This is a genomic window from Metasolibacillus meyeri (assembly GCF_003049505.1).
GTDB lineage: Bacteria > Bacillota > Bacilli > Bacillales_A > Planococcaceae > Metasolibacillus > Metasolibacillus meyeri.
In genome coordinates this window covers 16,630-42,349 of record NZ_PYWN01000090.1, presented here as the reverse complement: position 1 = coordinate 42,349, position 25,720 = coordinate 16,630, and the positions used below count along the sequence as shown (strand labels likewise).

Sequence of the window (25,720 nt, the reverse complement as noted above, 5' to 3'; positions counted from 1 at the left end):
TGCAGGTCAGTTAACCGTTGTCACAGGATGTGACGGTTTTAGGTTAACTTCTACTTCGAGCATGCTCGAAAAAATCCGGACGCAATTACGCTGGAGCGTAATTGATTATTTACCTTTAAAAACCGGTTGACGTTTTTCAATAAATGCTTGTATTCCTTCTTTTGCATCTTCTGATACAAAAACTGTACCAAAACTTTCAGCCTCAGCTACTACACCTTCATGGAAGGAAGCAGGCTTTGAATATTGCAACATCGCAATAGCTGTCTTAAGTGCAACAGGACTTTTCTTTGCGATTTTTTTCGCGATTTCAAGCGTTTTTGGTAATAGCTCCTCATCAGTAAATGCTTGATTTGCTAGCCCCCACTGGACAGCCTCTGCTCCTGTAATCGGGTCAGATGTGAACAGCATTTCCGCTGCCTTTGCGAACCCAACATAACGCGGTAAACGCTGTGTGCCTGCAAAGCCAGGAATTAGACCGAGCTGTAATTCCGGTAAACCGAGCTTTGCTCCTTCTGTCACATAGCGTAAATGACAGCCCATTGCAAGCTCTAGTCCCCCGCCTAACGCTGCACCATGAATAGCTGCAATCACAGGTTTTGGGAATGTTTCTAATCTCTCAAAAACATTTTGTCCATGCTGAGCTAACTTAGCAAATTCCGCACCTGATGATACTTCTGTAAACTCCTTAATATCTGCACCAGCAGAGAAAAAGCGCCCTTCACCATGTAGCATAATGACACGTACATCATCATTATGTTCAACTGCATCCAATATTTCATTGACTTCAGCAATCATCCCGCGCGATAACGCGTTGGCTGGTGGGCGCTGAATCGTTACAACCGCTACCCCTTCATCTATTGTCCAACTGAGAAATTCCATTCTCCCATACACCCCTTTAAGCTTTTAAGCCTTTCAGTAGTAATTGCTGCACTTTTGGCGCTTGTTCAAGTAAATCATAGCGATAGTCATTCATAACCCAAGTTGTTGTAATTTCATCTACTGTGCCAAATACCATTTGACGTGCTACACGAATATCCATTGCAGAATTAAATTCTCCAGATACCATACCTTCGATTAAAATTTCATCAAGTAATTGTAAATATTCCTTTAAAATCGCATTGATTTTTAAACGAATTTCTTTATTTGATTGACGCAATTCTAATTGTGTCACTGTAGCTAGATGATAATCGTTGGCTAATACTGCAAAGTGATTTTCAATCATTCGACATAATTTCTCTGAAGAAGTTTCACCACTTTTTAATATTTCCTGCAAATTTTCAACGAACACGACCATCTTTTCTTGAAAGACAGAAATTAAAATATCCTCTTTATTTTTAAAATAAAGATAAATTGTTCCGTCTGCTACACCAGCTTGTTTGGCAATTTTAGAAACTTGTGCCTGATGGTAGCCATTTTCAGCAATTGCAATCACAGCAGCATCAATAATTTGTTTATATTTTGGCTTATTGCGCTTCATGTTTTTCACCACCAGTACAAAAATCAATTACGCTTTGTTTTGAATTAGCCTATTGCTGACTCAAAACAAAAACATGAATGACCATTCATTCATGTTTTTATATTATTATTTGTTCTACTATATGTCAAGTAGTTCACAAAATATTTTATTATGATTTAGTAGGATACACACGTCTCTACAGATAATGCAATGAATGTGTATATTGCCTTTTATGCAGTGAGTGTTCAATACATTCACTTCTGGACGCAATTACGCTAAGGCGTCATTGCTTATGCTTCCTTCGCTGCAAGCTTTTGTTTTTCCTCATCGATTAACGTGCGTCGTAAAATTTTTCCTACTGCTGTTTTTGGAAGCTCTTTACGGAACTCATAGTGGCGTGGCACTTTAAACGAAGCCAAGTTTTTACGGCAAAATTCATTTAATTGTTCCTCTGTTACTGAATGACCTTCTTTCAATACAATATATGCCTTTACAGTTTCACCACGGTATGGGTCAGGAATACCTGCAACAACACATTCCTGTACTGCCTCATGCTCATACAGCACTTCTTCAACCTCACGTGGGTAAATGTTGAAGCCACCTGCAATAATCATATCTTTTTTACGATCAACAACATAGAAATAACCGTTTTCATCCATATAACCTAAATCTCCTGTTAAGAACCAACCATCGTAAAATGACATCGCTGTTTCTTCTGGGCGATTCCAATAGCCCTTCATTACTTGTGGACCTTTTACTGCAATTTCACCAATTTCACCTGGTGGTAAAGGCTCATAATCGCCTCCGCGTAAAACAATCGCATCTGTATTTGGCCAAGGTACACCAATTGAGCCAGTTATACGATCATGCCAAATAAAATTCGCATGCGTTACTGGAGATGTTTCTGTTAATCCATAGCCTTCAACTAATTTACCACCAGTAATTCTCTCAAATTTCTCCTGTATATCAACTGGTAATGGCGCTGAACCACTTAAACATGCCTTAATCGAAGAAAGGTCGTAATTACCGATACCTGGGTGGTTTAGTAAACCAATATACATCGTTGGCGCTCCTGGGAACAATGTTGGCTTCTGCTTATCGATTGTTTTTAGCGCTTGCTCCACATCAAATTTCGGTAATAATACCATTTTCCCCTTCATCATCACCGCTAAAATTAACACAGTTGTCATGCCATAGACATGGAAGAATGGCAATATGCCTAAAATTGATTCGTTGCCTTCTTCGCTTTTATACATCCATGCATCACACATTTTCGTATTAGCAATTAAGTTTTTATGCGTTAGCATAACCCCTTTTGGTGAACCTGTTGTTCCACCAGTATATTGCAATAATGCTAGGTCTTGCTCAAAATCAAAGTCGAGATCTATTGGTTGAGGTGAGCTAGACTGCATAATATGCGTAAATAGATGATTTGTTCCGCTATGCTCTACCTTTACACTAAAGCCATATTGCTTTTTTTGAATAAATGGATAAACTAAATTTTTCGGGAATGGTAAATAGTCTTTAATCCCGGTAACAATCACATTCTCTAAAGCGGTTTCCTTCATTATTTTCATTGCTCTCGGATACAAAATATCCATGACTAAAAGCACTTTGGCACCAGAATCAGCCATTTGATATTGTAGCTCTCGCTCTGTATAAAGCGGATTCGTTTGAACAACAATTCCCCCTGCATACATCGTACCATAATAAGCGATAACAGCTTGCGGACAGTTTGGCAGCATGACTGCCACACGATCACCTTTCTCCACCCCTAAAGAGCGTAAATAGTTAGCAAACTTCAAAGCTGACTCATAGAGCTCCTTATATGTTAGTTCCTTCCCCATAAAATGTACTGCTACTTTGTCAGGGTATACATTGTAAGCCTCCGTTAAAAATTGCTGTACCGGCATTGTCGGTAGCTCAATTTCATGCGGAATTTCCTCGGGATACTTCTTTAACCACACCTTCTCTGTCATAACATTCTCCCCTTCGCCTAGTATATTTTTCATATGCTATTAACAATCATTATAGTGAAAAATGAATGCGTTTACAATCGGTTTCTTGTTATTAATTAGAAAATTCGCTCGAATATGCAATTTATTACTTGCTATAGTTTATGGAGAACATGACTGTTTTTAGTACTAGAGAAAGGATTTATTTTTTGAATTAACTGAGCTTTTCTCTCACCTAAATGTTACGAAGAGCCTTGCCTGTTATTGTTACTGCTGATACTTCGCTTTCGCGCACAAAACAGTGCTCCTACAGTTACTCGTTGTGGAAAATATCACTGCCTGCTAATACGGGATAAAAACTCGTTAATATACTTTTTTAAAATAGCTGCGTTATCTAGCCAAGGGTAATGTCCAGCATGCGGAATCAATACAAATTTGCAGTTTTGCAAATTAGTTGCAAGCTCTGCCACATAACGATATGGTCGGGGATCTACCTCGCCATGAACAAAAAGGGAGGGAAATTTATTGAAGGCAACAGCTTGCTTAAACTCCTCGCTGCCAAAATACACATCGCACTCCGCACCAAGTTTTTGATTCACTTCATTGTTTACAAACTGTCCATCCATACGAGGAAGTTTATGAAAGTTATTTTGATTAAACAAATCCGTTCTTAAGCTAAGCTCACGTAATCGATGCTGTGTATGCGCTCTTTTCTCCCCCTCCATTGTTGCGATAGCTGAACGTAAATACATATACTCTGCTCTGTCAGATGGTGTCATGCTGTTCAGTCTATTTTCACGATAGTCCAGATGCCAAGCAGCATCAATACCTGTTCCCGATATATAAATTAACGCTTTAACATTTCTAGGGTATTTAATTGCATACGCTAATGCCAAAGATGCCCCCCAAGAATGTCCACATACAACCCAATTTTTCAGACCTAAATGAATGCGTAACTGCTCTAAGTCTTCTATAAATGTTTCAATATTATAAGGGCCTGTTTTCTCAGATCGCCAGCTTCCTCGTTGCTCATATCGAATCATTTGAAAGCAATTATCATCCAACAACGCGGATAGAGGTTCTAAATAATCATACGCTCCTGGTCCTCCATGTAAAAATACAATTGGCGTACCCTGACCTTGGACAAGATGCCAGAGTGACACACCGTTTACTTTCGCTATAATTCCTTGCATTTGCTCCTCCTTTGCTCAACAAACATAAAGCTTTTGGACGTACAAACAAATGCCTGCACGTCCAAAAGCCTCTATCTTGTCAACATATAATAAATCCCTACTACGATAAATGCGACACAAACAATCATTAACACTTTTGCTAGCTTTTCCATCTTCCGACACTCCTACGAAATACTTGCTCCAATAACAAATGATAAGCCGACCGAAATCGTACAAGAAATAAAGCCAACTGAACGATTATCATTGGCGATTTCCTCGTCTACTTTAATAAGCGGTGTTAAAAATTCAAATAAAAAATAAGCAAAAATAAGTAATGAAAAACCATATAACCCCCAGCCAAGCATCTCAATTAGCGATGTATGGCGCTCAATCGAATAGCGGAAAATATTACAAACACCTAAAATTTTTCCGCCTGTTGCCAAGGCTACAGCTACATTACCTTTTTTGATTTCCTCCCAGTTTTTATACTTCGTTACTACTTCGAACAATACCATCGACACGACTAAACAAAGTACAACAACGCTAAAATAACCGGCTGTCTCCACTAAAGGATGTTGCCAAAATGCAGATGCTAACATAAGCTCCCCCCTCTATTTTAATTCTACAACTGTTACGCCAAATCCACCTTCTCCAGCCTCACCGTAACGGAATGATTTCACACGCTTATGCCCTTTTAAATAACTTTGAATTCCTTGGCGCAGTGCCCCTGTCCCTTTGCCATGAATAATTGAAACACGTGGATAATTCGCCAACAATGCATCATCTAAATATTTTTCTGTACGCAACAGTGCGTCCTCATAACGCTCACCACGCAAATCTAATTCGAGCTTCACAAGGCTTCCTCGATTTTTAACATTTGCCATTGCGCGCGTTTGCTGTTCTTTCTCCGGCTTCACATATTGTAAATCAGATTCTGGTAGCTTCATTTTTAAAATCCCAATTTGGACAACCCACTCGTCATTCGATGCTTTTTCTAATACAACACCCTTTTGACCATAGCTAATTACTTTTACTTCGTCACCTATAGCTAAATTTTGCGCACGATTGCGTTCTGCTGCTACTTTTTGTAGTACCTTATTGTCCTGTGGAGCTGTTTCTTCTAAACGCTTTTTCGCATCGATTAATTCATGCTCTTTGACAGCACTCGCTGCATTTTTTTTCATTGCGCGCAGCTCTTCAATAATAGCTTCCGCATCACGTTTCGCATCATCAACAATTTTGCGCGCCTTTTCTTTCGCCTTTTTCTCTAAGCTCTCTTTTTTATCATCATATGTGCGAATACGCTCTGTTAACTGCTCATGTAAATATTTTGCTTCCTCTAATAAGCCATGTGCTTCCTCCGCTTCACGCTCTGAACGTACACGACTTTCTTCTAAAGAGGCGATCATAGATTCAACTTCATGACGATCCGTTCCTGTAAATGATTTCGCACGGTCGATAATATTTGTTTTCAAACCAAGTCTTGTGGAAATTTCAAATGCATTGGAGCGCCCTGGCACACCGATTAATAAGCGATATGTTGGGCTTAATGTTTCAATATCAAACTCCACACTCGCATTGACTACGCTCGGGCGATTATAGCCGTATGCCTTTAATTCAGGATAATGCGTCGTTGCCATAACACGTGCACCATAATCTACGACTTCATCTAAAATCGCAATCGCAAGTGCTGCACCCTCTTGTGGGTCCGTACCTGCCCCAAGCTCATCAAATAACACAAGCGATTTATCATCAAACTTGCTTAAAATATCGACAATATTAACCATATGAGAAGAGAATGTTGACAGCGATTGCTCAATCGACTGCTCATCTCCAATATCAGCGAAAATTTGCTCAAACACCGTTAGCTCTGAACCATCTAACGCTGGCACAGGTAAACCTGATTGTGCCATTAATGTACAAAGACCGACCGTTTTTAACGTTACCGTTTTACCACCTGTATTTGGTCCTGTAATAACAATCGCTGTCACATCGCGACCAAATTCAATCGTGTTCGCTACCGCTTCTTCAATTGGTAACAGTGGATGTCTTGCACGTACTAAGCGAATATAGCCGTCTGCATTCATTTTCGGCATCGTACATTTATTCGCTTGACCATATTTACCTTTTGCTAAAATCACATCGATTTCGCCAAGCAGTTGAACGAGGACAAATAAGTCATGTCCCACTTCCTCCACTTTTACTGTCAAAGCGAGTAAGATGCGCTCGATTTCGGCTTGTTCCTTCACCTTTAAACGTTGCACTTCATTATTTGCTTGCACAACCGCATCTGGCTCAATAAATAATGTTTGACCTGATGATGATTGGTCGTGCACAATCCCACCATAATGTCCGCGGTATTCCTGCTTTACCGGAATAACAAAGCGGTCATTACGAATCGTAATAATCGAATCTGACAGCATTTTCGCTGCATTTGCACCGCGCGTCAAGCTTTCTAACTTTTGGCGTACTTTTGCTTCCTCTGCACGACGTGACTGACGAATTGTTCGCAATGTCACACTTGCAGAATCCAAGACACCGCCATTCTCATCGATGCAATCATTAATTTCATGTTGTAGCGCTGTTAAAACTGGTATTTGCTCTTTACGCTCAATAAAATGCGGAATCGTGATTGTTTCATCCGCCTCTAAATCCTCTATAAAATTACGTAAAATACGACTCGCTCGTATTGTACTCGCAATTTCCATTAATTCCATCGGTGAAAGCATCCCACCGATTTGGGCACGCTTTGCATGTGGACGCACATCAAAAATGCCCCCCATCGGCACATTGCCCTTTACGCGTAAAATGGATAACCCCTCATCCATTTCCTCTAATAGTGCTACAACTGTTTCATAATCTGTTTCAGGCACTAGCTCTTCAATCGCAGATTTCCCAATTGAAGATGTACAAAACTGTGCAACCTGTTGTCGTATTTTATCAAACTCTAGTGTTTTCAATGCTCGTTTTTCGATCATGAAAAACACCCCCTATGTCTATTTATTTCGGCGAATCCATGCCTCAAATTGGGCCAACGTCCATGTATTGACAATCAATTCCTTTTTTAGCCATGCCTTTTGTGCATATTGAACCCCTATGTCCATAAAGCGCAAATGCTCGATTGCATGAGCATCTGTATTAATGGCAATTGGTACATTTTTCTCCATCGCTAGCTGTAAATGCTCTGTGCATAAATCAAGGCGATATGGATTCGCATTTAATTCAAGTATTTTACCATGCTCCGCTGCCCATTCAATCAACTGCGGAATATCTGGATTATAGCCACCACGCTGCCCAACGATTCGCCCTGTTGGATGCGCAATCATGTGCACATATGGATTTGTTATGGCCGTATAAAGTCGCTCCATAATCTTCTCTTGCGACTGTGTAAAGCTTGAATGAATCGAAGCGATAACAAAATCAAGCTCATGCAACACTTGATCTGAAAAATCCAAGGTTGCATCTGGTAATATATCCATTTCCGTCCCTCTAAATAAACGGATGCTGGACTGCTGTGCATTAAATTGTTCAATTTCTACCTTTTGTTTCGCTAAACGTTCTGGCGTTAAGCCGTTTGCTACTTTCAAATATTGTGAATGGTCGGTAACGACTGCATATTGATAACCTTTTTCAATTAAAGCCTGTCCCATTTCTGCAACGGAATGTGCCCCGTCAGACCATGTTGTATGCAGATGCAAATCGGATATAATATCGTCTAGTTGAACGAGCTGCTGTAATTCCTCTATACGCTCCAATTCTTTGCCACTTTCACGTACAGCAGGTGGAATAAATGGCAAATCAAAATGGGCGAAAAACTCTTGCTCAGAGGCAAATGTCATCATTGTCCCGTCTGGCTGTTCTACTCCATATTCACTAATTTTTTTGCCTTGTGCCTTTGCAAGCTGGCGCATGCGCACATTATGATCCTTTGAGCCTGTAAAATGATGCAAGGCAGTCGCATATTCGCTCAGTGTAACTAATCGGAAATCGACGCTAACAGGCTCGTCTTGATCTAAAACAACCGATATCTTTGTATCGCCAGCCGCAACAATTTCTAAAATAACAAGCTGTGATAAAATCGCCTCTCTTACGGCTTCAGGCGCAGTTGTTGCCACGATAAAATCGACATCCTTGCTCGTTTCATTTGTACGACGGAAGCTACCTGCAACTGAAAAGCGCTCTACTTCCGCAATTTTGGCAAGCACCTCATTGATTTCTAACACAACAGATTCTAGCTGCCAAATTGGTAGTCTTTCTGCACGTGAGCCTAAATTCATTAATTCCTTTTTTATTTTCTCTTCCGTTTTTGCACCAAAGCCTGCTAGTGCCTGTACTTGCCCTGCTTCACATGCTTGTAATAGTGAATCGACATCCGTCACACCTAGTTCTTGATAGAGCTTCGCTAGCTTTTTACCGCCTAGGCCAGGTACTTTCATTAAAGGAATCAAGCCTTTTGGCACAGCTTGCTCTAGCTCCTGTAAAACAGCTGATTGCCCGTTTTGCAGTAAATCTTCAATGACAGCAGCCGTCCCTTTTCCAATGCCTTTAATTGCTGTAATATCCTCTATTTCACTTAAGCTACGCTCATCTGTTTCGAGTGCAGCCGCCGCTTTACGAAACGCGGATACTTTAAATGAGTTTTCTCCTTGTAACTCTAAATATAAAGCTATTTTTTCAAGCGTACGAATAATCACCTTTTTGTTCATGTTTCTCTCCCCTTAAGAAAAGCCTCCCTCATTTATCGAGAGAGGCTCCACTCATAACAAGTGTTATTTATTTTACGTAAATGTACCACCAGTTTTGAAACATTTTCGTAATCACTGGCGTATGCTCCAATATTAAGCTTGTTAAAATCGATTTGTTCAACACACTTTGGATAAATTCCAATGGTAATAATGCCAACACATATAACGCAATAAAAATGATGAAATAAAATTCAATAAAGCCTAATACAGCGCCTAATAAGCGATTTAACGAACCAAGTAGCGGTAAATACGTTAAAAAATCAAACATGGAGCCAATAATTTGCAAAACCAGCTTCGTGACAAAGAAAATAAGCGCAAAAGCAATGACGCGATAAAATGTACGATCGACATCTAAAGAATCCAATACTAACGTCATCGTCGCATTTTCTGTAAAACCAGGATATGGAATCCATAGCACGAATTTTTGCGCCAATGGTTTATAATAAATATAGGCTACAAGCAAGGCAATAAGAAAGCTTCCTAAATGAATCAATTGAACAATAAAACCACGTTTTGCTCCAATAACACAACTTATAAATAAGATTACTAATAAAATAATATCTAGCATTTACTCAACCCTTTAACCTTTTCACTTCTTCTTCGAGCGCCTCGACTTGCGCTTTCAGTTGTAATAATTCATGTACAGAATTAACCGCTGTAAGTACTGCTAGTCTCGTGCTATCTAATGATGGATTATGTGCACTTATTTGACGCATTTTATCGTCGACAATGGAAGCAACTAATCGCATATGCCCTGTCGATTCCGTACCAACCATTTTATATGTACGTCCATAAATTTCAACTGAAATTCGATTTTTTTCTTGTTCAGCCAAAGTAATTCCTCCCAAAAGCATAGGCAACGACAGCAACTCAAGCAGGTAGCCAGTGCACTTCACATACAGTATTTGAAGTAACAATATATGGCTTTATGCAATTCCTGTTCGATTTTCTGCAATTTTCATACTACCTATCATACCATTTTTACCATATAGAATACAACATTAGACTAATTGCAATGCGGTAGTATCGGCATTTTAGATGTTTTCGACTGCGTAAGACACTGTATATGGTGAGGTAAGGCGAAGCTTAGCAATTAAGGGAAATGAGTATATTATGTAAGAATTTATTTTCAGCTATATTTTCTAAATTACTATCATCAAAATTAATATAAAAAAAGCAGCAGTCACAGTATAGGACTTCTGCTTCTTTATATCATTTAAGAATTCTTTTCAAATACCACAATTCTCAAATATTTAATATACGAATCGCTTAATTTCAGATAATTTTCTTTGTAACATGACATTCTCTTTTTTCATTTGGGACAATTGATGCTCCACTATTTTTCCCCGTAACCTTTAGGTGCTGAGGCAATTAAAACAACTTTTTCTTTTTGCTCTTTTTTCATTGTTCATCCTCCCAACAGCTTTTTAGGAAATAACAATACTAATATCCCTTTGATTTTATGATAGCATCCAGCACATAATTTTGATACTTCAAGGCATAATCACTCGTCATCTCTCCATTTGCCGGGATTGGTCAATTGCTGATTTTAAACTTAAATTAAGTAGCATTTAATCCTATTAACACTTCATTTTTAACATATAAATCCAAGCAGTTGACTTCTCCTCTAATCACTCGCACAATAAAGGAAGTTCATAGAAAGGACGAAAGCAATGACCAATATCGTTTTACTCTTAACAAATGACCAAGTGCAAGAAGTGAAAAATGCTTATGCCAAAAATCAGGTGAGCCGCAATGCACCAGGCGTCGTCTTTGCTGCAAAATTAACAGATACATCAATTACTGCATATAAATCTGGCAAAGTGATGTTTCAAGGCGGCGGTGCAGAGCGTGAGGCGGCTCGCTGGGGAACTGCTACTACAAATGCCAAAAGTAGCGCAGCAAAGGGCGACAAGCTACCTGAAAACTTTGCTGATCTGTCTGTTGCCGGCTCAGATGAAACAGGTACAGGTGATTACTTCGGTCCAGTTACTGTCGCAGCTGTTTATGTACCAGCAGACAAAATTCCACTTGTGCAGGAGCTTGGTGTAAAAGATTCGAAAATGCTGACGGATGACTATATGCGAAAAATCGCTCCTGATTTAATGAAAGCTTGCACATACAGCATTTTGACATTGCGCAATGACAAGTACAATGCCTTACAAGCAAAGGGCTACTCGCAAGGAAAGATAAAAGCATTGCTCCACAATCAAGCGCTCAAGCATGTGTTAAACAAAATTGCTCCAGAAGAACCACAATATATTTTAATTGATCAATTTGCGGTGCGCGACACGTATTATCGCCATCTACAAAAGGAAAAAGAAATCGTCCGCGACAATGTCTTATTTTCGACAAAGGCAGAAAGTTTACATGCTGCAGTCGCAACTGCCTCCATTTTAGCTCGCTATGCATTTTTGAAGGAGATGGATCGTTTAAGTGAGCTCGTTGGTTACACTTTACAAAAAGGGGCAGGTAGCAAAGTAGACGTAATGGCCGCAAAAATTTGGAAAACAAAAGGTGAAGAAACATTGCGCTCCATTTCCAAATGGCATTTTGCCAATACGGAAAAGGCACGAAAGTTACTAAAATAGTAAAAAAGGGGTGTCCTAGTATCATTTCCCGGGCACTCCTCTTCCTAATCTATCCATTGCTACAGACCATGCAAAAGCGTATAAATCATGGCATAGCCTATGCTATATTCAGTCAAACGCCCTTCTAACCCGCCCTCTTCATCCAGTAATTCCTCATCTACCATATTCATGTCTGGAAATTGTTTCACCATGTCCTGATACCATTTTTGTAATGCTAGTGTTGTAATTGCTAGTGTTGTATAATCATGAGGTTCCACCCATTTTGTTTGTTCATCATACCATTGCAAAAAAGCTTCTTTATTGCTTGGAGCTTGCTCTTTATCAAAAACCATTAAATCATAGCTCATAGTTTCACCTCCAAAAGAATGTACGTTCTCATTTATCTATTATAATAGATAAATAATTTTTTGAAAACTCTATTTTTTATCAATTACGTCAGTAACTTAGACCAACATGATAATCACACACTTGTCATGACGTTCTTAGACGGATTTCTTCTGTATCAGCAAGGTTTTTGGAACTTCTTCTGATAGATTTCTTACATTCATCCCCACACTTATGAACACGAGAGACTTCTTTATTCATATCAGACATCTCACTTTCACACAGTAAACATTGCTAAATTAAGTAAAATTTGTGCTGAAAAGATCGCTATAGTGCTAGGTATATTTCAAAACAAGGGAATTTATATGCAATCGCTATGAAATTTCTATAATATGAAAGAAGAACTAATATTAGGAGGTAAATATATGCAACCTGAACAACTTGATCAATTAATTTTAAGTGGCGATTGTGAAATGATTTATAATCAAACGAGCGAGCTTTTTCAAAATCAAATTGCTTTATCTGAATTACAGGACGTTATTTGTTCTTTCAGCGAAGGTACGCAGCAATGCTTCCTTCAAGCTATTACGCCTATTGGAGATAGCAAGGAGTACACATGGATAGACGATACAGGAACGAAAGGAATAATCGCCCTGTTTGACAGTGAAAATATCATTACGGCTCTGCAGTTGCTTCCGCTTCAGCCTTTTCCTGAAACGGATCAACAATGGACAAAAAATGAATTTATTTTGCCTATGCGAGACGAATGGTTTACTTTTTGGGGAGGCAATAATGAGTTAATTAATTATCATTACCCTTACGCAAGCCAGCGCTATGCCTTCGACTTCGTTATTATGGAAGAAAACCGTACATATGCTGGGCATCCAAATGACAATGAACATTATTTTGCCTTTGGAAAAGAGGTTGTTGCCCCTGCTGCAGGTACGATCGTGAAAATTGAAAATAATATTATAGACAACAAACCAGGGGAAATGAATGAAGAAAACCCATCTGGTAACTACATTGTCATTGACCATGGTCATAATGAATATAGCATCATTGTTCATTTCAAGCAGCATTCTCTCACCGTAACAGAAGGTGATTACGTGAAACAGGGAGAGGTAGTAGGTTTGTGTGGCAATTCAGGTCATTCAAGCGAAGCACATATCCATTTCCAAGTGAGTGATTCACCTATTTTAGATGATGGTCGCTCTATTCGTATTCGATTTAAAGATGGTAGAGAGCCGAGACGAGGAGATTTCGTGCAACAAAGCCCATCATGATTGCACTAATAAATCGTGTTTTTAGTCAGCGTGTACCTCTTCTCTCACCATCCTATTGAAATAAATATTTCGAAAATCGAATAAAATACGTGAAAGTTGTTCGGAATTTTTGTAAAATAGAAAAGAATTTGTTTATAGGGGGAATTTTCATGACAACGAATTATCCAGAAGTGTGGGATTTAGATGTATTTTTCGCAGGTGGCAGTAGCTCACCTCAATTTGCAGCACATTTAGAAAAAACAGCGGCTTTAGTGCAAGACTTACAGCAATTTGTGAGCGAACTTTCCGTGCCACAGGCTGCCACGGAAACAGCAGGCTTATTACAGGTGATTGATAAGGTGAAGGATGTCCGTCAGCATATGGGACAAGCAGGCGCGTTTTTATCTTGTTTAAATGCGCAAAATATTAAAGACCGTGAAGCGATGTTATTGCTAGGTAAAATTTCTTCACTTCATGCAGAAGTAGCACCATCATATGAAAAGCTCCGTCAATTAGTAGGTCAAATTGAAGAAACAATATTCCAGCAATTAATTGCAACAGATGAGCTTGCTCCATTTGCCTTCATCTTAACGGAGTGGCGTGATGCATCAAAAGAATCGCTTTCTGAAGAGGAAGAGGCCTTGATTTCTTCGTTAACAGTTGATGGCTACCGTTCTTGGGGCGAAATGTATGATTTATTAATTAGCGATATTCGTGTAGAGGTTGAAGTAGATGGCGAAGTGAAATCGCTTTCTGTCGGTCAAGTGAATAACTTAAGCTCACATAAAGACCCAAAAGTGCGTAAAGCAGCTTTTGAGGCAATTGAAAAAGTATTTACAGAGCGCGAGGAATTTTTCGCGAAAACATTAAACCATTTAGCAGGCTTCCGCTTAAACGTTTACAAAAAGCGCGGTTGGGACAATGTGTTAAAAGAGCCGTTAACAATTAACCGTATGAAGGAAGAAACACTTGATGCGATGTGGGGTGCAATTACAGAGCGCAAGGAAACATTTGCACGTTATTTAACACATAAAGCACAAATGCTTGGCGATGAAAAATTAAACTGGTACGACTTTGACGCACCTGTAACAGAAGCGACAGCAAAAATGGATTATCAAGAAGGTGCTGCCTTTATTTTGAAACATTTCGGTCGTTTTGGCGCAGAGTTAGAAGCATTCTCACGCACTGCATTTGAGGATGGCTGGATTGAAGCGGAAGACCGTGACAATAAAAAACCAGGTGGCTTCTGCACAGGCTTCCCATTAGCACAACAATCACGTATTTTCATGACATATTCAGGCTCTATGTCTAATGTAGCGACATTAGCACACGAGCTTGGTCATGCATTCCATAGCTATGCACTACGCCCTGTTCACCCATTAAATACAGGCTATGCAATGAACGTGGCAGAAACTGCGTCTACATTCGCAGAGATGATTGTAGCAGATGCAGCAGTGGAAGAAGCTAGCACAAAAGAAGAAAAAATCGCTTTATTAGAAGATAAAGTACAACGTTCTGTTGCCTTCTTTATGAATATTCATGCACGTTTCTTGTTCGAAACACGCTTTTATGAAGAACGTAAAAATGGTGTTGTTTCTTCAAAACGCTTGAATGAATTAATGGAAGAAGCGCAGCGTGAGGCGCATGCAGGCGCTCTTGGCGAAACGCACCCTCACTTCTGGGCTACAAAGCTACACTTCTTTATTACGGGTGTACCGTTCTACAACTTCCCTTACACATTCGGTTACTTATTCTCGCTCAGCATTTATGCGAAGGCAAAAGAGGAAGGCACTGGGTTTGAAGAGAAATATATCGCATTACTACGTGATACAGCGGTAATGACGGTGGAAGATTTAGCAATGAAGCACCTAGGCGAAGATATTACAAAACGTGATTTCTGGCTAAAAGGTATCGCACTTTGTGAAAAAGATGTTGAGGAATTTATTGCGTTAACATCGAATTAATTAAAGCAGGCAAAGTCGTATATGACTTTGCCCGTTTTTTTATTGTGCTTGATAATCTTCTCTTTTTGTTACATCTACACGTTTCACAAAGAATGTTAAAATAAGCGCGACGAATGAAACAACTGTTGCTACAAAGAATGTGAAGTTAATGCCATCGAGCATTGCTGCTTGCCCAATTTGTGCAGTCATTTCTGCAATTTGCGCCTCTGTTGGCTGAATGCCGCTAGCCGCAGCTTGTTCTTGTGCTTCAGCTGCTAACGTGGCCGCACGTGACTTTGTATGTGCATTCATAATTGTAACGAAAATAGCTGTACCAATTGCACCTGTTACTTGCTGTGCTGTATTGTTAATCGCTGTACCATGCGGATTCATCTTCATTGGTATTTGATTTAAACCGTTTGTCATAATCGGCATCATGACAAGCGCCATACCAAATGCACGCACCGTATAAACTGTAATAATATAAGCGTATGAAGAATCCATCGATAATTTAGATAAATAATATGTTGATATGGTCATAATAATTAGCCCAATAACCGCAATAAGACGAGGGCCATATTTATCAAAAAGTTTACCTGTGATTGGCGACATTAAGCCCATCACGAGTGCCCCAGGAAGCATCATTAAGCCTGCATCAAACGGTGAAATACCGCGCACTGTTTGTACATAGGCAGGTGTTAAAATCATCCCTGAAAACATTGCCACAGACATTACCATCGAAATAACAGATGATAGAGCAAACATTGGATATTTATAAATACGTAAATTCAATAATGGCTCATCTAATTTTAATTGACGTACAATAAATGTAGCTAAAGCAATCGCCCCTATAATAATCGTACCGTATACTTCTAGCTCTCCCCAACCTTTTGAGCCTGCCATACTGAAGCCATATAGTAAGCCGCCAAATCCAACTGTTGATAAAACTAATGATAGATAATCAATCGTTACTTCACGTGTTGGCATAATATTGCGTAGCTTCCACATACCAAGAAGCAAGCTAATTGCCGCAAATGGAATAATCATTTCGAAAAGCACACGCCAATCGTAATGCTCGACAATCCAGCCCGATAATGTTGGGCCAATAGCTGGCGCCGCAAACATCACTAAACCGAATAACCCCATCGCTGTCCCTCGTTTTTCAATTGGGAAGCTAATTAACATAATATTCATTAATAACGGTGACATCGTCGCTGCTCCCGCTGCCTGTACCATACGTCCTGCAATTAAAATACCGAAACTTGGCGCAAATGCCGCCATCACTGTCCCAAGTAAAAATAATCCCATCGATACAGTAAAGATTGTGCGGTTTTTAAATTTTGTAATTAAAAAAGCCGATGCTGGAACTAAAATTCCACTCACTAGCATATAGCCTGTTGAAAGCCATTGAACGGTTGAGTAATTTTCAATATTTAAGTCAACCATAATGGAAGGTAATGCGATATTTAACAATGTATTATTTAAAAAAGCGACAAATGTGCCAATAAATAAAATGGCAATCATTAAATACGGCGGTTTTTTTAATGTTTCTGTTGTCATATTTAAAATCCTCTCTTCTTTATTATTTCATGTTTCGAAGTTTCACTCGATTTATTTTATACTCACAGTCTAAAATTATCAACTATTTTTTACTACCAGTTTAAAAACATTGAAATATAAGCGTTTTAAAGATAGAATGATAGTATAAAATAAAAACAAGTAACACCTAATAAAAGTAAATTCAAGGGAATGAACTAAAATGAATACAAGAAAAAGGAAAATTATTGAGGCATCGTTACAGCTTTTTATAGAAAAAGGCTTTCATCATACATCAGTGCAAGATATTATTGAGCATTCAAATATTTCAAAAGGTACGTTTTATAATTATTTCGCTTCTAAAAACGAATGTTTTTTAGCTATTTTAGAACAGCTACGTTATACAGCACAGCTACAGCGTTATGAATTGCTTACTAATCGTGATGAGCAAGATATACATGTACTCATTGAACAAATCATTATTCCAATGAAGCTTCATGAGGAGCAAAATTTAATGACATTATTTGAAGGTATTTTTCAATCAAGTGATTTGGAATTGAAGAAAGGATTACGTCAACATCGCTTTCATGAAATAAAATGGCTGACAGAGCGTTTTATCAATGTTTTTGGTGAGGAAATTCGACCATATGCCTTCGAATGTGCGCTGATTTTTTTTGGTATTACACACTATTTAGGGATGGCATGGCGCGGAGCGTATCATGTACCAGCTGACTTACATCAGCTAGTACAAAAAGGATTAGAATATGTTGAAGCATTGTTACCAACGATGCAGCAAAACAATGATGTATTAATTACTATTGATGCTTTGCAGCGTATACAAAAGAAAAGCGAGCAGCCTGTTATTACAAAGGAATGTGTCATCGAACAGTTGACAGGCTTCGTTAAGCAATTAGAAACGAAAACAAATGCATCAGGTCATGAGCTCGTCACTTTTCTTATCGAGGAATTAACACAACCCTCATGGCGAAAGCATGTGATTAAAGCAACACTCCAAAGCTTCCGCACTGCATTTAAAAACACAACACACGAAGCAGAGGCAATTGAATTATCTTATAAAATTGCGTTCCTATTAAAATAATTAGCAAAATCTGAATGCACCCATTCAACACAAAAGGGATGCTTGAAAAATTGTTACCTTTTCAAGTATCCCTTTTTTATGTCTATTTAATAAAATTCACAAAAACATAACGAACGGTCCGATAATAAGTATTTGTAGTGGCAATGCTACCACGGAATTTTTACCGAACATCGTTACATATTCGGCTACAAAATGAGCAGACATATGCCCTCTATGTCTGCTCATCATAATCACACCATATAAAAACATCACCAAAAATAAACATTTCAATGTTTTTTGCCGCTATCCACCGAATCAAGATAAAATAGTCCACCATTCACAACATCCATTTTAATTTTTGCTTGATAGCGCTCCTGCAATGCCTGTTGCTCAATAGTATAAGTTTCAGGCTTTTCTTCAATATTATCGTAAAAATAATTTAATACGCGCTGTTCTCGCTGCCATTTGATTGCAGCTTCATCCGCCCAAGCATGGTTATCCTGTAAAATAATTTCTTCCATTGTCATTTGTAAACGTTGCAAACCCCTTGCTGGCGTAATAATATGTTGCACACAAAAACTGTTTTGTGGTTTGGTCGCTTGCAAATTCTTTTGTACGAGTAGCCCATGAAAATCTCGCATCACATAGCCTGTCATTAAATTTAGGCCAAATGAATAGAGCATTTCTTTTGTGCAATCACAGCAGTATGCTACTTTATAATTTACTGCAAGCCATGGTGTTAAGAAATTTTGCGCAACGGCTTCTGTATGCTCATACAATTGCACATATGCCCCTAACTCCTCAGTTACTTGATGTAACTGCTGTAATCTTGGTGAACCAAAGTGAATGATCTCTCCCTGCCCTTGCATGCTCGTTGTCAAATTTAATCGAGCTGGATTTGGTACGCTATTTGTCGCTTCGATATATTGCCAATAAAATGGGCGATTCATTATTTTTTTATCCATTTCAACGGTTAATTGCACGTGTAAGGCGTCATGTTGTCGTACAACCTCACAGCCTGTTTCACTAAAAAAATTCATTAAAAATTGATTGATTTGTTGCGAATCCATAGCCTCCATCATCCGCTCCTATTCGTTAAAATCGCATCTAATTCCCCAACTACTTGCTCAAACACATCAATTTTTTGATGAAGTAGCGCCAAAATATGTTGCTCAATAGTTTGTTCAACTGCAAAATTATAAATTTGTACATCTTCCGTCTGTCCTAAACGATGAACACGTCCAATGCGTTGTTCCAGCTTCATCGGATTCCATGGCAAATCATAGTTAATGACATGGCTACAAAACTGCAAATTAATGCCCTCGCCACCAGCCTCTGTTGCAATTAATACTTGTGCATACTCTTTAAATAAATGCTTCATATAATCACGCTTACTTTTTTTATATTTGCCATTAAATAAAACAGAGGTAATGCCCATTTCGTATAAATACGCTTGCAAATAGTGCTGTGTTGCACGATATTCTGTAAAAATAATGACTTTACTATTAATTTGCTTAATTAATTCTACTGTTTTTTGCGCCTTTGAATTGATTGTTAATTGTTGCAAGTTTTCGATGAGTTCCTCGGATTGCTCTGACATTTTGGATAATGTTTCATAAACAGCTTCTTTACTGCTACATAGCTCCTTTTGCAGTGTTAAGCGCGTAATTGGATTCGGTACGTTTAAGTTGCTTATTTGCTCATATAGCGTCTGTTCCTCTGGTGAAAAATGAATCGGTACAATTTGTACATGACGCTTCGTCCATTCAATATTTGTGTCCTCTCGCCGATTTCGCACCATCACTTGATGCACAAGCTCCTGTAAAAATTCTTGATGTGCAATTGTTTGTTTTTTAGCTGAAAATGCAGCTTGAAATGCCTCATAGCTCCCTAATTGCCCAGGCTTTAATAAGGAAATTAAATAGAACAATTCAAAAATATTGTTTTGAATTGGTGTTGCTGTTAGCAATAAACAAAACTTCTTTTTCAGGCTTTGCACAAACTCATAAATTTGCGTTTTATGATTTTTTAATTTATGCGCCTCATCAATAATTATCATGTCGAAATTTTGCGCATAAATTCGTTCTTTATGCGGGCTTTTCTTGGCGGTATCCATACTCATCACAACGATATTACATTGATCGAGCCCATATTTTTTATGATAAGCAACTGCCGGAATGTGGAATTTCAATGTCAGTTCCTCAATCCATTGTGTAATGAGCGAGGCTGGTGCTAAAATAAGCACCTTTTGTACAAGTCCTCGCACCATATACTCCTTCAAAATTAAGCCTGCTTCAATCGTTTTTCCTAAGCCTACTTCATCCGCTAAAATCGCCTTCCCATGCATTTGCTCAATAACTGTCGTTGCGGCATCAATTTGATGCTGTAACGGCGAGAGCATGGGCAAATATTTCACACATTGCAAACCCGAAAAATCTAAGATTAACTGAGCCTTCGTCTTCTCATAGTTCATTTGATAGAGTGCCCAACTTTGCCAAGGCTGCTCACCGTTTAGTCGCTGCATAAAACCTTCTTGCCATTCCGTTGATTGTTCAATTTCCATATGGACCACCTCAACATTCAATTGCTTGTAGGGTGTCCCAAAAAACAAACTTTATTCGTAGGCAATTGTTGGATGAATAAGCTCACTAAATTTCTTTGCCGCTCTTGAAAGTGGAACTGACTTTAAATGACAAATGCCAATACTTCGTTCAGGCAATGGTTGCTGTAATGGCAATTCATATAATAGTCCCTTTTCTAAATATTCCATTGCAAACTCCTTCGTCACACAGGCAATCCCTAAATTGATTTGCGCAAACTGTAGCAATAAATCATGTGAGCCTAGCTCAAACTCTGGCGTTAACTGGTAGCCTTGCTCCTTTAAATATTCTTCTACATAATTACGTGAATTCGCCTTATTACCAAGAAAAATTAACGGCATTTTCATTAACAACGACAAAGGAACTGGCTTTTTCGTTAAGTTTTTATATTTTTCCCCACACACAAAAATATCATGAATTTGCTTGCATGGATGCACTTGCAATTGCTCGTCTTGAATCGGTAAATTACAAACGCCCACATCCGCTTCTCCCGCTCTTATAAAATCTCGGATTTCAGATGTTGTTCCATTTAATACAGTAAGTCGAATACCTGGGTACTTCAAATGGAACATTTCTAAATAAGGTAGCAAAAAATAACGTGAAATTGTATCTCCTACGCCGATACGTAGCTGACCTGTCGTCAAATGCTTAAATTCCAACAGCTTCTCTTCACCAGCATGCAAAATGCCGAGCGCTGATTGTACATATTCATATAACACTTGTCCTTCATCAGTTAAAACTGCTCCTTTTGGCGTACGATGGAAAAGGGGTATTGTTAGCTCCTTTTCTAATTTCATTATTGCTTGGCTAACAGCAGATTGCGTCATAAATAGCTCTTCTGCAGCTTTGGAAAAGCTTTTATTTTTGCTGACTACATTAAAAATACGATAATAATCTAATTTTCCAATCATATTAATATTACTTATACTCCTCATAATTATTATTAATTTTACTTATAACATATCAATGATGTATAGTAAACAATGTAGTTTTTATCTTTAGGCACAAAGATAAATGGATGAAAACGTTAGGAGAGATACTATGGAACGTGTAGTTGGAACAGTTGTACGAGGACTTCGTGGTCCTATTATTAATGAAGGTGACGATATTGAACAAATCGTTGTTGATACAGTATTAAATGCAGCCAAAGTAGAAGGTTATTCGATTGAAGATCGTGATATTATCACTGTTACAGAATCAGTTGTAGCGCGTGCACAAGGAAATTATGCAGGTGTTGAACATATCGCAAAAGATATTACTGCCAAATTTGGTGATGATACAATCGGTGTCATTTTCCCTATCCTTTCACGTAATCGCTTCGCAAACTGCTTGCGTGGTATTGCCAAAGGAGCGAAAAAAATCGTTCTTATGTTAAGCTATCCATCTGATGAAGTAGGTAACCACTTAGTTGATATTGATGAATTGGATGTTAAAGGTGTCAACCCTTGGACAGATACATTATCAGAGGCTGAATTCCGTGCACATTTCGGCTATAAAAAACATACATTTACAGGTGTAGACTATATCGAGTATTACAAAGAGCTAATCGAAGCTGAAGGGGCAGCATGTGAAGTCATCTTCTCAAACAACCCAAAAACAATTTTAGATTATACGAAAAGCGTTTTAGCATGTGATATTCATACGCGCTTCCGCACAAAACGCACATTAGTTAATAATGGTGCTGAAAAAGTATTTACTTTAGATAATATTTTATCTGAATCCATTGATGGCTCTGGCTTTAACCCTGAATATGGCTTACTTGGCTCAAATAAAGCGACAGAAGATACGGTAAAGTTATTCCCTCATAATTGCCAACCGATTGTTGATAATATTCAAGCAAAAATCAAAGAAGCAACTGGCAGGACAATCGAGGTAATGGTTTACGGTGATGGTGCATTTAAAGATCCTGTAGGGAAGATTTGGGAGCTTGCTGACCCTGTTGTCTCACCTGCTTATACAAAAGGTCTTGAAGGCACACCAAATGAAGTCAAATTAAAATATTTAGCAGATAATGACTTCGCTGATTTACGCGGCGAAGAATTAAAAGCTGCCATTTCTGAATATATTACAAATAAAGAGGAAGACTTAACAGGTCAAATGGCTGCACAAGGGACAACACCTCGTAAGCTAACAGACTTAATCGGCTCTCTTTCAGATTTAACATCTGGCTCTGGTGACAAAGGAACACCAATGATTTATATTCAAGGATACTTCGATAACTATACAAAATAATTTAAAGAAGAGGTGTCTGAAAAGTGGTCTAACGTACCACTTTTCAGACACTTTTTGTTGCTGTTTTATTGAAATAATCGCTTATTTATAAAAAATTATTTTTCTTTTAAAAGGTTGAAAACACTAGGTTTAGCAACTTTTTTTAATTTAAAAAAGAGAAGCAGAATCAAATTTTTTGATATTCAGAAGTGATTTCCACTTTCCAGATAGTCCCTTTTGTTTACGCCTCGTAATTAAACTGCCATTCCACACTATATTTATCCGTTAAGCTACCATAACATTTGCTCCAAAAAGTTTCTTGCAACTCCATTTGCACTTTACCCTCGCGCTTTAGTACATCAAAGGCATGACGCAATTTTGCTTCATCATTTGTTACAACCGCTAATGTCACATTATTCCCTACTTTGTATGGGTGACCTGGGAATGTGTCTGAGAACATTAAATCTGCCCCCATTGCTGACATACGAGCATGCATAATTAAATCCTTTGCTTCCTCTGGAATTGGGTAGTCATCATTTTGATGCCCTTCTCCAAATGTCATCATTTGTGTTTCTTCCGTTTGGAAAGCTTCTTTGTAAAGCTCAATTGCCTCGCGTGTTTGCCCATCAAAAATTAAGTATACGTTAATTGCCACTGTGCCCACTCCTCAATTCAATTTAGTATTAGCTTGTACAGTATTACAATAATTATTATATACCAACAAGAACAAATGTTCTATAATAATTTAAAATTATTTTACAATTGTACTAATCGCTTTAAAAGCATCTCCTTTGGCAATTTGCTGTATTTCAAATAAAGCCATTTCTACGCTTGTTTGTTTAGCACCTAGCTGCACCATTTTATCAATACCAAGCTGACGATTTTCCGCTGTACGAGAGGATACACAATCTACTAAAACCTCGACTTCATAGCCGTTAGCAAGTAAATGTGCTGCCGTTTGGTAAACACAAATATGTGATTCAATACCTGCAAGCAATATCTTTTTGCGACCTGTTGCTTCAAGCTTTGTACGAAATTCCTCTGTATCGTATGCACTAAATGTTATTTTTTCAATTGGTTGTCCATCGATTTCATTGGCAATTGCCTCCACCGTTAATCCTAAGCCCTTTGGATATTGCTCAAGCCATAAAATCGGTAGTTCTAACACATTTGCTCCCTTTACTACTTTTACAATATTCTGAATAACATTTTCGCTATTTTCTATAATTTGTGCTAGTTTGCCCTGTATATCGATTAATACAAGGACTGTTTCTTCTTTTTTTAACATTGCTCATTTCCTCCCTTGGCTTTCTTACATAAATTATAAAGCTTCTGATACTATTTAACAATTTCTAGCATTGAACGTCTATGCTATTCCATGTATAGTTGTAATGATGAAGGGGGTATTTTCTATATGCTAAAACGAAGCTGGCTTATTAGCATGGCCATTTCCTTATTTGGTGTGATGATGATTGAATATTTTTTTACATTCAAACCTGAAAATACAGTTAAGCATGGGAATTTAGGCATTATCGGCCTTGCACTGGTTGTGCCGTTTATTTTATTAAGTTTATTTATTACATTCCGTTTTTCTACCGAATTATCACGTCAAACGCATGATAAAATGCTGCGCACTATTTTACTAATTGCTGGCGTTGGACTTGTTATCGCAACAGCTTACTATGCTCTACAGTATAAAGACGAAGTATATACATCGCTAGGCGGTACAACGCGTGATGCAGACTCTAAAATTTATGGGCTGCCTTTATTAAATGAGTATACAAATCGAATATTTATCAACTACTACACGTTTCTCTTCATTCATACGCTAAGCGCAATTGGTGGTACACTTTATGGCATAGCAAAGCCGAAGAAAATAGATGATGAACATACAGAATTAGAGTAGTTATTAACTTACAAAAAGGGAGAGGTCCAATTGTATTATGAAAAAAATACTTCTTCCAATTTTGTTTTACATGCCAAAAGTGACCTCTTTTATTGGGAAGGAATAGGTCAACTGTCTGTAAAAACATTTTCAAATGGAAAAGCCCATTATAAGACGGATAAAGGCTATTATACTGTAGAAGAAAGTAGATACCTACTTCTCAATAAAGGGCCTTACACAATCTCCATTGAGGAAACAGACGAAGTGGAATCTTTTTGTATTTTCTTTAAAGATGGATTTGCTGAGGAAGTCTTTCATTCATTAAAAGAAAAAAACGACATGCTTTTAAGTGACCCTTATAAGGATAGAGATTCCATTCATTTTTTTGATAAAACCTTTCATAAAAATAATGCGCTCTCTGCTCAATTAGAATCTTTTAAACAAGTATTACCTAGTCTCGAAATTGATACTGTTGGTTATGAGGAACAATTTCATATGATTATGCAATCCATGTTAAATGAACATTTTCATACATACAAAGAAATCGAATCATTAAATGCAGTACGGTATTCTACACGTGAAGAATTATATAGAAGAATAAGTATTGCGCATGATTATATCAGATCATATTTTGACACACCTTTAAAATTAAATGAAGTTGCACAAATTGCTTGTTTATCACCTAACCATTTATTAAGAACTTATTTCCAAATATATAGTAAAACACCACATCAGCATATATCAGAATTTAGAATACAGAAAGCAAAACAGCTATTAACAGAAGAGGATAAAAATATGACAGATATTACCTTTAAACTTGGCTTTCAAAACCCTGTGTCCTTTAGCAAAATGTTTAAACAGCATGTTGGTATCTCTCCTAAAGAGTATCGAAAAAAGGTGATATTGGATAAGAAATATTAGCAGAAATCATTTATTCTTAGGAAAGATATTTGAAAGGAGAA

The 25,720-nt window shown here is 38.0% G+C and carries 24 protein-coding genes; 7 read left to right on the top strand and 17 right to left on the bottom strand.

What is annotated here, in order from left to right; all coding sequences use genetic code 11:
* Positions 1-105: 105 nt before the first annotated feature.
* The 9 genes from C9J34_RS13820 to zapA all read right to left on the bottom strand — a co-directional run bounded on the left by C9J34_RS13820 (position 106) and on the right by zapA (position 10,161).
* Positions 106-879, bottom strand: coding sequence for an enoyl-CoA hydratase (locus C9J34_RS13820; protein ID WP_107840752.1), 774 nt, complete (start codon positions 877-879; stop codon positions 106-108).
* 16 nt (positions 880-895) lie between these two features.
* Entirely contained in the window at positions 896-1,477 is a 582-nt protein-coding gene (locus tag C9J34_RS13815) for a TetR/AcrR family transcriptional regulator (RefSeq protein WP_107840751.1), read from the bottom strand.
* Between the two features lie 269 nt (positions 1,478-1,746).
* Complete coding sequence (locus C9J34_RS13810) at positions 1,747-3,435, bottom strand: long-chain-fatty-acid--CoA ligase (protein ID WP_107840749.1); 1,689 nt, start codon at positions 3,433-3,435, stop codon at positions 1,747-1,749.
* 308 nt (positions 3,436-3,743) lie between these two features.
* Positions 3,744-4,604, bottom strand: coding sequence for an alpha/beta fold hydrolase (locus tag C9J34_RS13805; RefSeq protein ID WP_107840747.1), 861 nt, complete (start codon positions 4,602-4,604; stop codon positions 3,744-3,746).
* Between the two features lie 164 nt (positions 4,605-4,768).
* The gene (locus C9J34_RS13800; RefSeq protein WP_107840745.1) at positions 4,769-5,182 is read right to left on the bottom strand and encodes a DUF350 domain-containing protein; all 414 of its coding nucleotides are present in this window, start codon (positions 5,180-5,182) and stop codon (positions 4,769-4,771) included.
* A gap of 12 nt (positions 5,183-5,194) precedes the next feature.
* Entirely contained in the window at positions 5,195-7,561 is a 2,367-nt protein-coding gene (locus tag C9J34_RS13795; protein ID WP_107840743.1) for an endonuclease MutS2, read from the bottom strand.
* 18 nt (positions 7,562-7,579) lie between these two features.
* Positions 7,580-9,289: a DNA polymerase/3'-5' exonuclease PolX gene (gene polX, locus C9J34_RS13790; RefSeq protein WP_107840741.1), complete on the bottom strand. Its 1,710-nt coding sequence runs from the start codon at positions 9,287-9,289 to the stop codon at positions 7,580-7,582.
* 67 nt (positions 9,290-9,356) lie between these two features.
* A complete protein-coding gene (locus C9J34_RS13785; protein WP_107840739.1) occupies positions 9,357-9,896 on the bottom strand; it encodes a CvpA family protein in 540 nt (179 codons plus the stop codon).
* A 4-nt stretch (positions 9,897-9,900) separates the two neighbouring features.
* The gene (gene zapA, locus C9J34_RS13780) at positions 9,901-10,161 is read right to left on the bottom strand and encodes a cell division protein ZapA (RefSeq protein ID WP_107840737.1); all 261 of its coding nucleotides are present in this window, start codon (positions 10,159-10,161) and stop codon (positions 9,901-9,903) included.
* 840 nt (positions 10,162-11,001) lie between these two features.
* Here zapA and rnhC point away from each other — a divergent pair.
* The gene (gene rnhC, locus C9J34_RS13775) at positions 11,002-11,919 is read left to right on the top strand and encodes a ribonuclease HIII (RefSeq protein ID WP_107840735.1); all 918 of its coding nucleotides are present in this window, start codon (positions 11,002-11,004) and stop codon (positions 11,917-11,919) included.
* A gap of 59 nt (positions 11,920-11,978) precedes the next feature.
* Here the strand turns inward: rnhC and C9J34_RS13770 are convergent, their stop codons facing one another.
* Positions 11,979-12,266, bottom strand: a complete 288-nt coding sequence (locus C9J34_RS13770) for a hypothetical protein (protein ID WP_107840733.1) — start codon at positions 12,264-12,266, stop codon at positions 11,979-11,981.
* Positions 12,267-12,668: 402 nt separating this feature from the next.
* Here C9J34_RS13770 and C9J34_RS13765 point away from each other — a divergent pair, with 402 nt between their 5' ends.
* Together C9J34_RS13765 and C9J34_RS13760 are read left to right on the top strand one after the other, a co-directional pair.
* Positions 12,669-13,526 carry a M23 family metallopeptidase gene (locus C9J34_RS13765; protein WP_107840731.1) on the top strand — a complete coding sequence of 286 codons (858 nt, stop codon included), beginning with the start codon at positions 12,669-12,671 and terminating at the stop codon, positions 13,524-13,526.
* A gap of 149 nt (positions 13,527-13,675) precedes the next feature.
* Positions 13,676-15,469 (top strand): M3 family oligoendopeptidase, encoded by a 1,794-nt coding sequence (locus C9J34_RS13760; RefSeq protein ID WP_107840730.1) that lies wholly within the window; start codon positions 13,676-13,678, stop codon positions 15,467-15,469.
* 39 nt (positions 15,470-15,508) lie between these two features.
* Here C9J34_RS13760 and C9J34_RS13755 read toward each other — a convergent pair whose 3' ends face one another.
* Positions 15,509-17,008 carry a DHA2 family efflux MFS transporter permease subunit gene (locus C9J34_RS13755; RefSeq protein ID WP_107840728.1) on the bottom strand — a complete coding sequence of 500 codons (1,500 nt, stop codon included), beginning with the start codon at positions 17,006-17,008 and terminating at the stop codon, positions 15,509-15,511.
* Between the two features lie 199 nt (positions 17,009-17,207).
* Between C9J34_RS13755 and C9J34_RS13750 the strand changes: the two genes are divergently transcribed.
* Complete coding sequence (locus C9J34_RS13750; RefSeq protein WP_107840726.1) at positions 17,208-18,083, top strand: TetR/AcrR family transcriptional regulator; 876 nt, start codon at positions 17,208-17,210, stop codon at positions 18,081-18,083.
* Positions 18,084-18,179: 96 nt separating this feature from the next.
* Here C9J34_RS13750 and C9J34_RS22640 read toward each other — a convergent pair whose 3' ends face one another.
* Genes C9J34_RS22640 through C9J34_RS13735 form a run of 4 tightly spaced genes read right to left on the bottom strand, consistent with a single transcriptional unit; the run spans position 18,180 to position 21,573 of the window.
* Entirely contained in the window at positions 18,180-18,338 is a 159-nt protein-coding gene (locus tag C9J34_RS22640) for a hypothetical protein (protein WP_476638798.1), read from the bottom strand.
* An 11-nt stretch (positions 18,339-18,349) separates the two neighbouring features.
* On the bottom strand, positions 18,350-19,141 hold the full coding sequence (locus C9J34_RS13745) for a YqhG family protein (protein WP_238600663.1): 792 nt from the start codon (positions 19,139-19,141) through the stop codon (positions 18,350-18,352).
* Complete coding sequence (locus C9J34_RS13740; RefSeq protein ID WP_107840724.1) at positions 19,141-20,625, bottom strand: DEAD/DEAH box helicase; 1,485 nt, start codon at positions 20,623-20,625, stop codon at positions 19,141-19,143. The genes C9J34_RS13745 and C9J34_RS13740 overlap by 1 nt, the downstream gene beginning before the upstream one ends.
* A 51-nt stretch (positions 20,626-20,676) precedes the next feature.
* A complete protein-coding gene (locus tag C9J34_RS13735; protein WP_107840722.1) occupies positions 20,677-21,573 on the bottom strand; it encodes a LysR family transcriptional regulator in 897 nt (298 codons plus the stop codon).
* 130 nt (positions 21,574-21,703) lie between these two features.
* Here C9J34_RS13735 and C9J34_RS13730 point away from each other — a divergent pair, with 130 nt between their 5' ends.
* On the top strand, positions 21,704-22,894 hold the full coding sequence (locus C9J34_RS13730) for a coenzyme F420-0:L-glutamate ligase (RefSeq protein WP_107840720.1): 1,191 nt from the start codon (positions 21,704-21,706) through the stop codon (positions 22,892-22,894).
* A gap of 220 nt (positions 22,895-23,114) precedes the next feature.
* On the opposite strand, the gene C9J34_RS13725 is transcribed toward C9J34_RS13730, so the two are convergent.
* On the bottom strand, positions 23,115-23,528 hold the full coding sequence (locus tag C9J34_RS13725) for a VOC family protein (RefSeq protein ID WP_107840718.1): 414 nt from the start codon (positions 23,526-23,528) through the stop codon (positions 23,115-23,117).
* A 96-nt stretch (positions 23,529-23,624) separates the two neighbouring features.
* A complete protein-coding gene (locus tag C9J34_RS13720; protein WP_107840716.1) occupies positions 23,625-24,161 on the bottom strand; it encodes a hydrolase in 537 nt (178 codons plus the stop codon).
* Positions 24,162-24,287: 126 nt separating this feature from the next.
* Here C9J34_RS13720 and C9J34_RS13715 point away from each other — a divergent pair, with 126 nt between their 5' ends.
* Positions 24,288-24,779, top strand: coding sequence for a nucleoside-diphosphate sugar epimerase (locus C9J34_RS13715; RefSeq protein WP_107840714.1), 492 nt, complete (start codon positions 24,288-24,290; stop codon positions 24,777-24,779).
* 30 nt (positions 24,780-24,809) lie between these two features.
* A complete protein-coding gene (locus C9J34_RS13710) occupies positions 24,810-25,679 on the top strand; it encodes a helix-turn-helix domain-containing protein (RefSeq protein WP_107840712.1) in 870 nt (289 codons plus the stop codon).
* Positions 25,680-25,720 lie beyond the last annotated feature (41 nt).

What these genes read in the sequence shown, in the direction of transcription:
- C9J34_RS13785 (WP_107840739.1), bottom strand. Translation starts at nt 9,896, where the DNA reads ATGCTAGATATTATTTTATTAGTAATCTTATTTATAAGTTGTGTTATT.
- C9J34_RS13755 (WP_107840728.1), bottom strand. Translation starts at nt 17,008, where the DNA reads ATGACAACAGAAACATTAAAAAAACCGCCGTATTTAATGATTGCCATT.
- C9J34_RS13810 (WP_107840749.1), bottom strand. Translation starts at nt 3,435, where the DNA reads ATGACAGAGAAGGTGTGGTTAAAGAAGTATCCCGAGGAAATTCCGCAT.
- C9J34_RS13770 (WP_107840733.1), bottom strand. Translation starts at nt 12,266, where the DNA reads ATGAGCTATGATTTAATGGTTTTTGATAAAGAGCAAGCTCCAAGCAAT.
- C9J34_RS13765 (WP_107840731.1), top strand. Translation starts at nt 12,669, where the DNA reads ATGCAACCTGAACAACTTGATCAATTAATTTTAAGTGGCGATTGTGAA.
- rnhC (WP_107840735.1), top strand. Translation starts at nt 11,002, where the DNA reads ATGACCAATATCGTTTTACTCTTAACAAATGACCAAGTGCAAGAAGTG.
- C9J34_RS13750 (WP_107840726.1), top strand. Translation starts at nt 17,208, where the DNA reads ATGAATACAAGAAAAAGGAAAATTATTGAGGCATCGTTACAGCTTTTT.
- C9J34_RS13820 (WP_107840752.1), bottom strand. Translation starts at nt 879, where the DNA reads ATGGAATTTCTCAGTTGGACAATAGATGAAGGGGTAGCGGTTGTAACG.
- C9J34_RS13730 (WP_107840720.1), top strand. Translation starts at nt 21,704, where the DNA reads ATGGAACGTGTAGTTGGAACAGTTGTACGAGGACTTCGTGGTCCTATT.
- C9J34_RS13795 (WP_107840743.1), bottom strand. Translation starts at nt 7,561, where the DNA reads ATGATCGAAAAACGAGCATTGAAAACACTAGAGTTTGATAAAATACGA.
- C9J34_RS13745 (WP_238600663.1), bottom strand. Translation starts at nt 19,141, where the DNA reads ATGGAGGCTATGGATTCGCAACAAATCAATCAATTTTTAATGAATTTT.
- C9J34_RS13800 (WP_107840745.1), bottom strand. Translation starts at nt 5,182, where the DNA reads ATGTTAGCATCTGCATTTTGGCAACATCCTTTAGTGGAGACAGCCGGT.
- polX (WP_107840741.1), bottom strand. Translation starts at nt 9,289, where the DNA reads ATGAACAAAAAGGTGATTATTCGTACGCTTGAAAAAATAGCTTTATAT.
- C9J34_RS13805 (WP_107840747.1), bottom strand. Translation starts at nt 4,604, where the DNA reads ATGCAAGGAATTATAGCGAAAGTAAACGGTGTGTCACTCTGGCATCTT.
- C9J34_RS13740 (WP_107840724.1), bottom strand. Translation starts at nt 20,625, where the DNA reads ATGGAAATTGAACAATCAACGGAATGGCAAGAAGGTTTTATGCAGCGA.
- C9J34_RS13715 (WP_107840714.1), top strand. Translation starts at nt 24,288, where the DNA reads ATGCTAAAACGAAGCTGGCTTATTAGCATGGCCATTTCCTTATTTGGT.
- C9J34_RS13720 (WP_107840716.1), bottom strand. Translation starts at nt 24,161, where the DNA reads ATGTTAAAAAAAGAAGAAACAGTCCTTGTATTAATCGATATACAGGGC.
- C9J34_RS13735 (WP_107840722.1), bottom strand. Translation starts at nt 21,573, where the DNA reads ATGATTGGAAAATTAGATTATTATCGTATTTTTAATGTAGTCAGCAAA.
- C9J34_RS13815 (WP_107840751.1), bottom strand. Translation starts at nt 1,477, where the DNA reads ATGAAGCGCAATAAGCCAAAATATAAACAAATTATTGATGCTGCTGTG.
- C9J34_RS13760 (WP_107840730.1), top strand. Translation starts at nt 13,676, where the DNA reads ATGACAACGAATTATCCAGAAGTGTGGGATTTAGATGTATTTTTCGCA.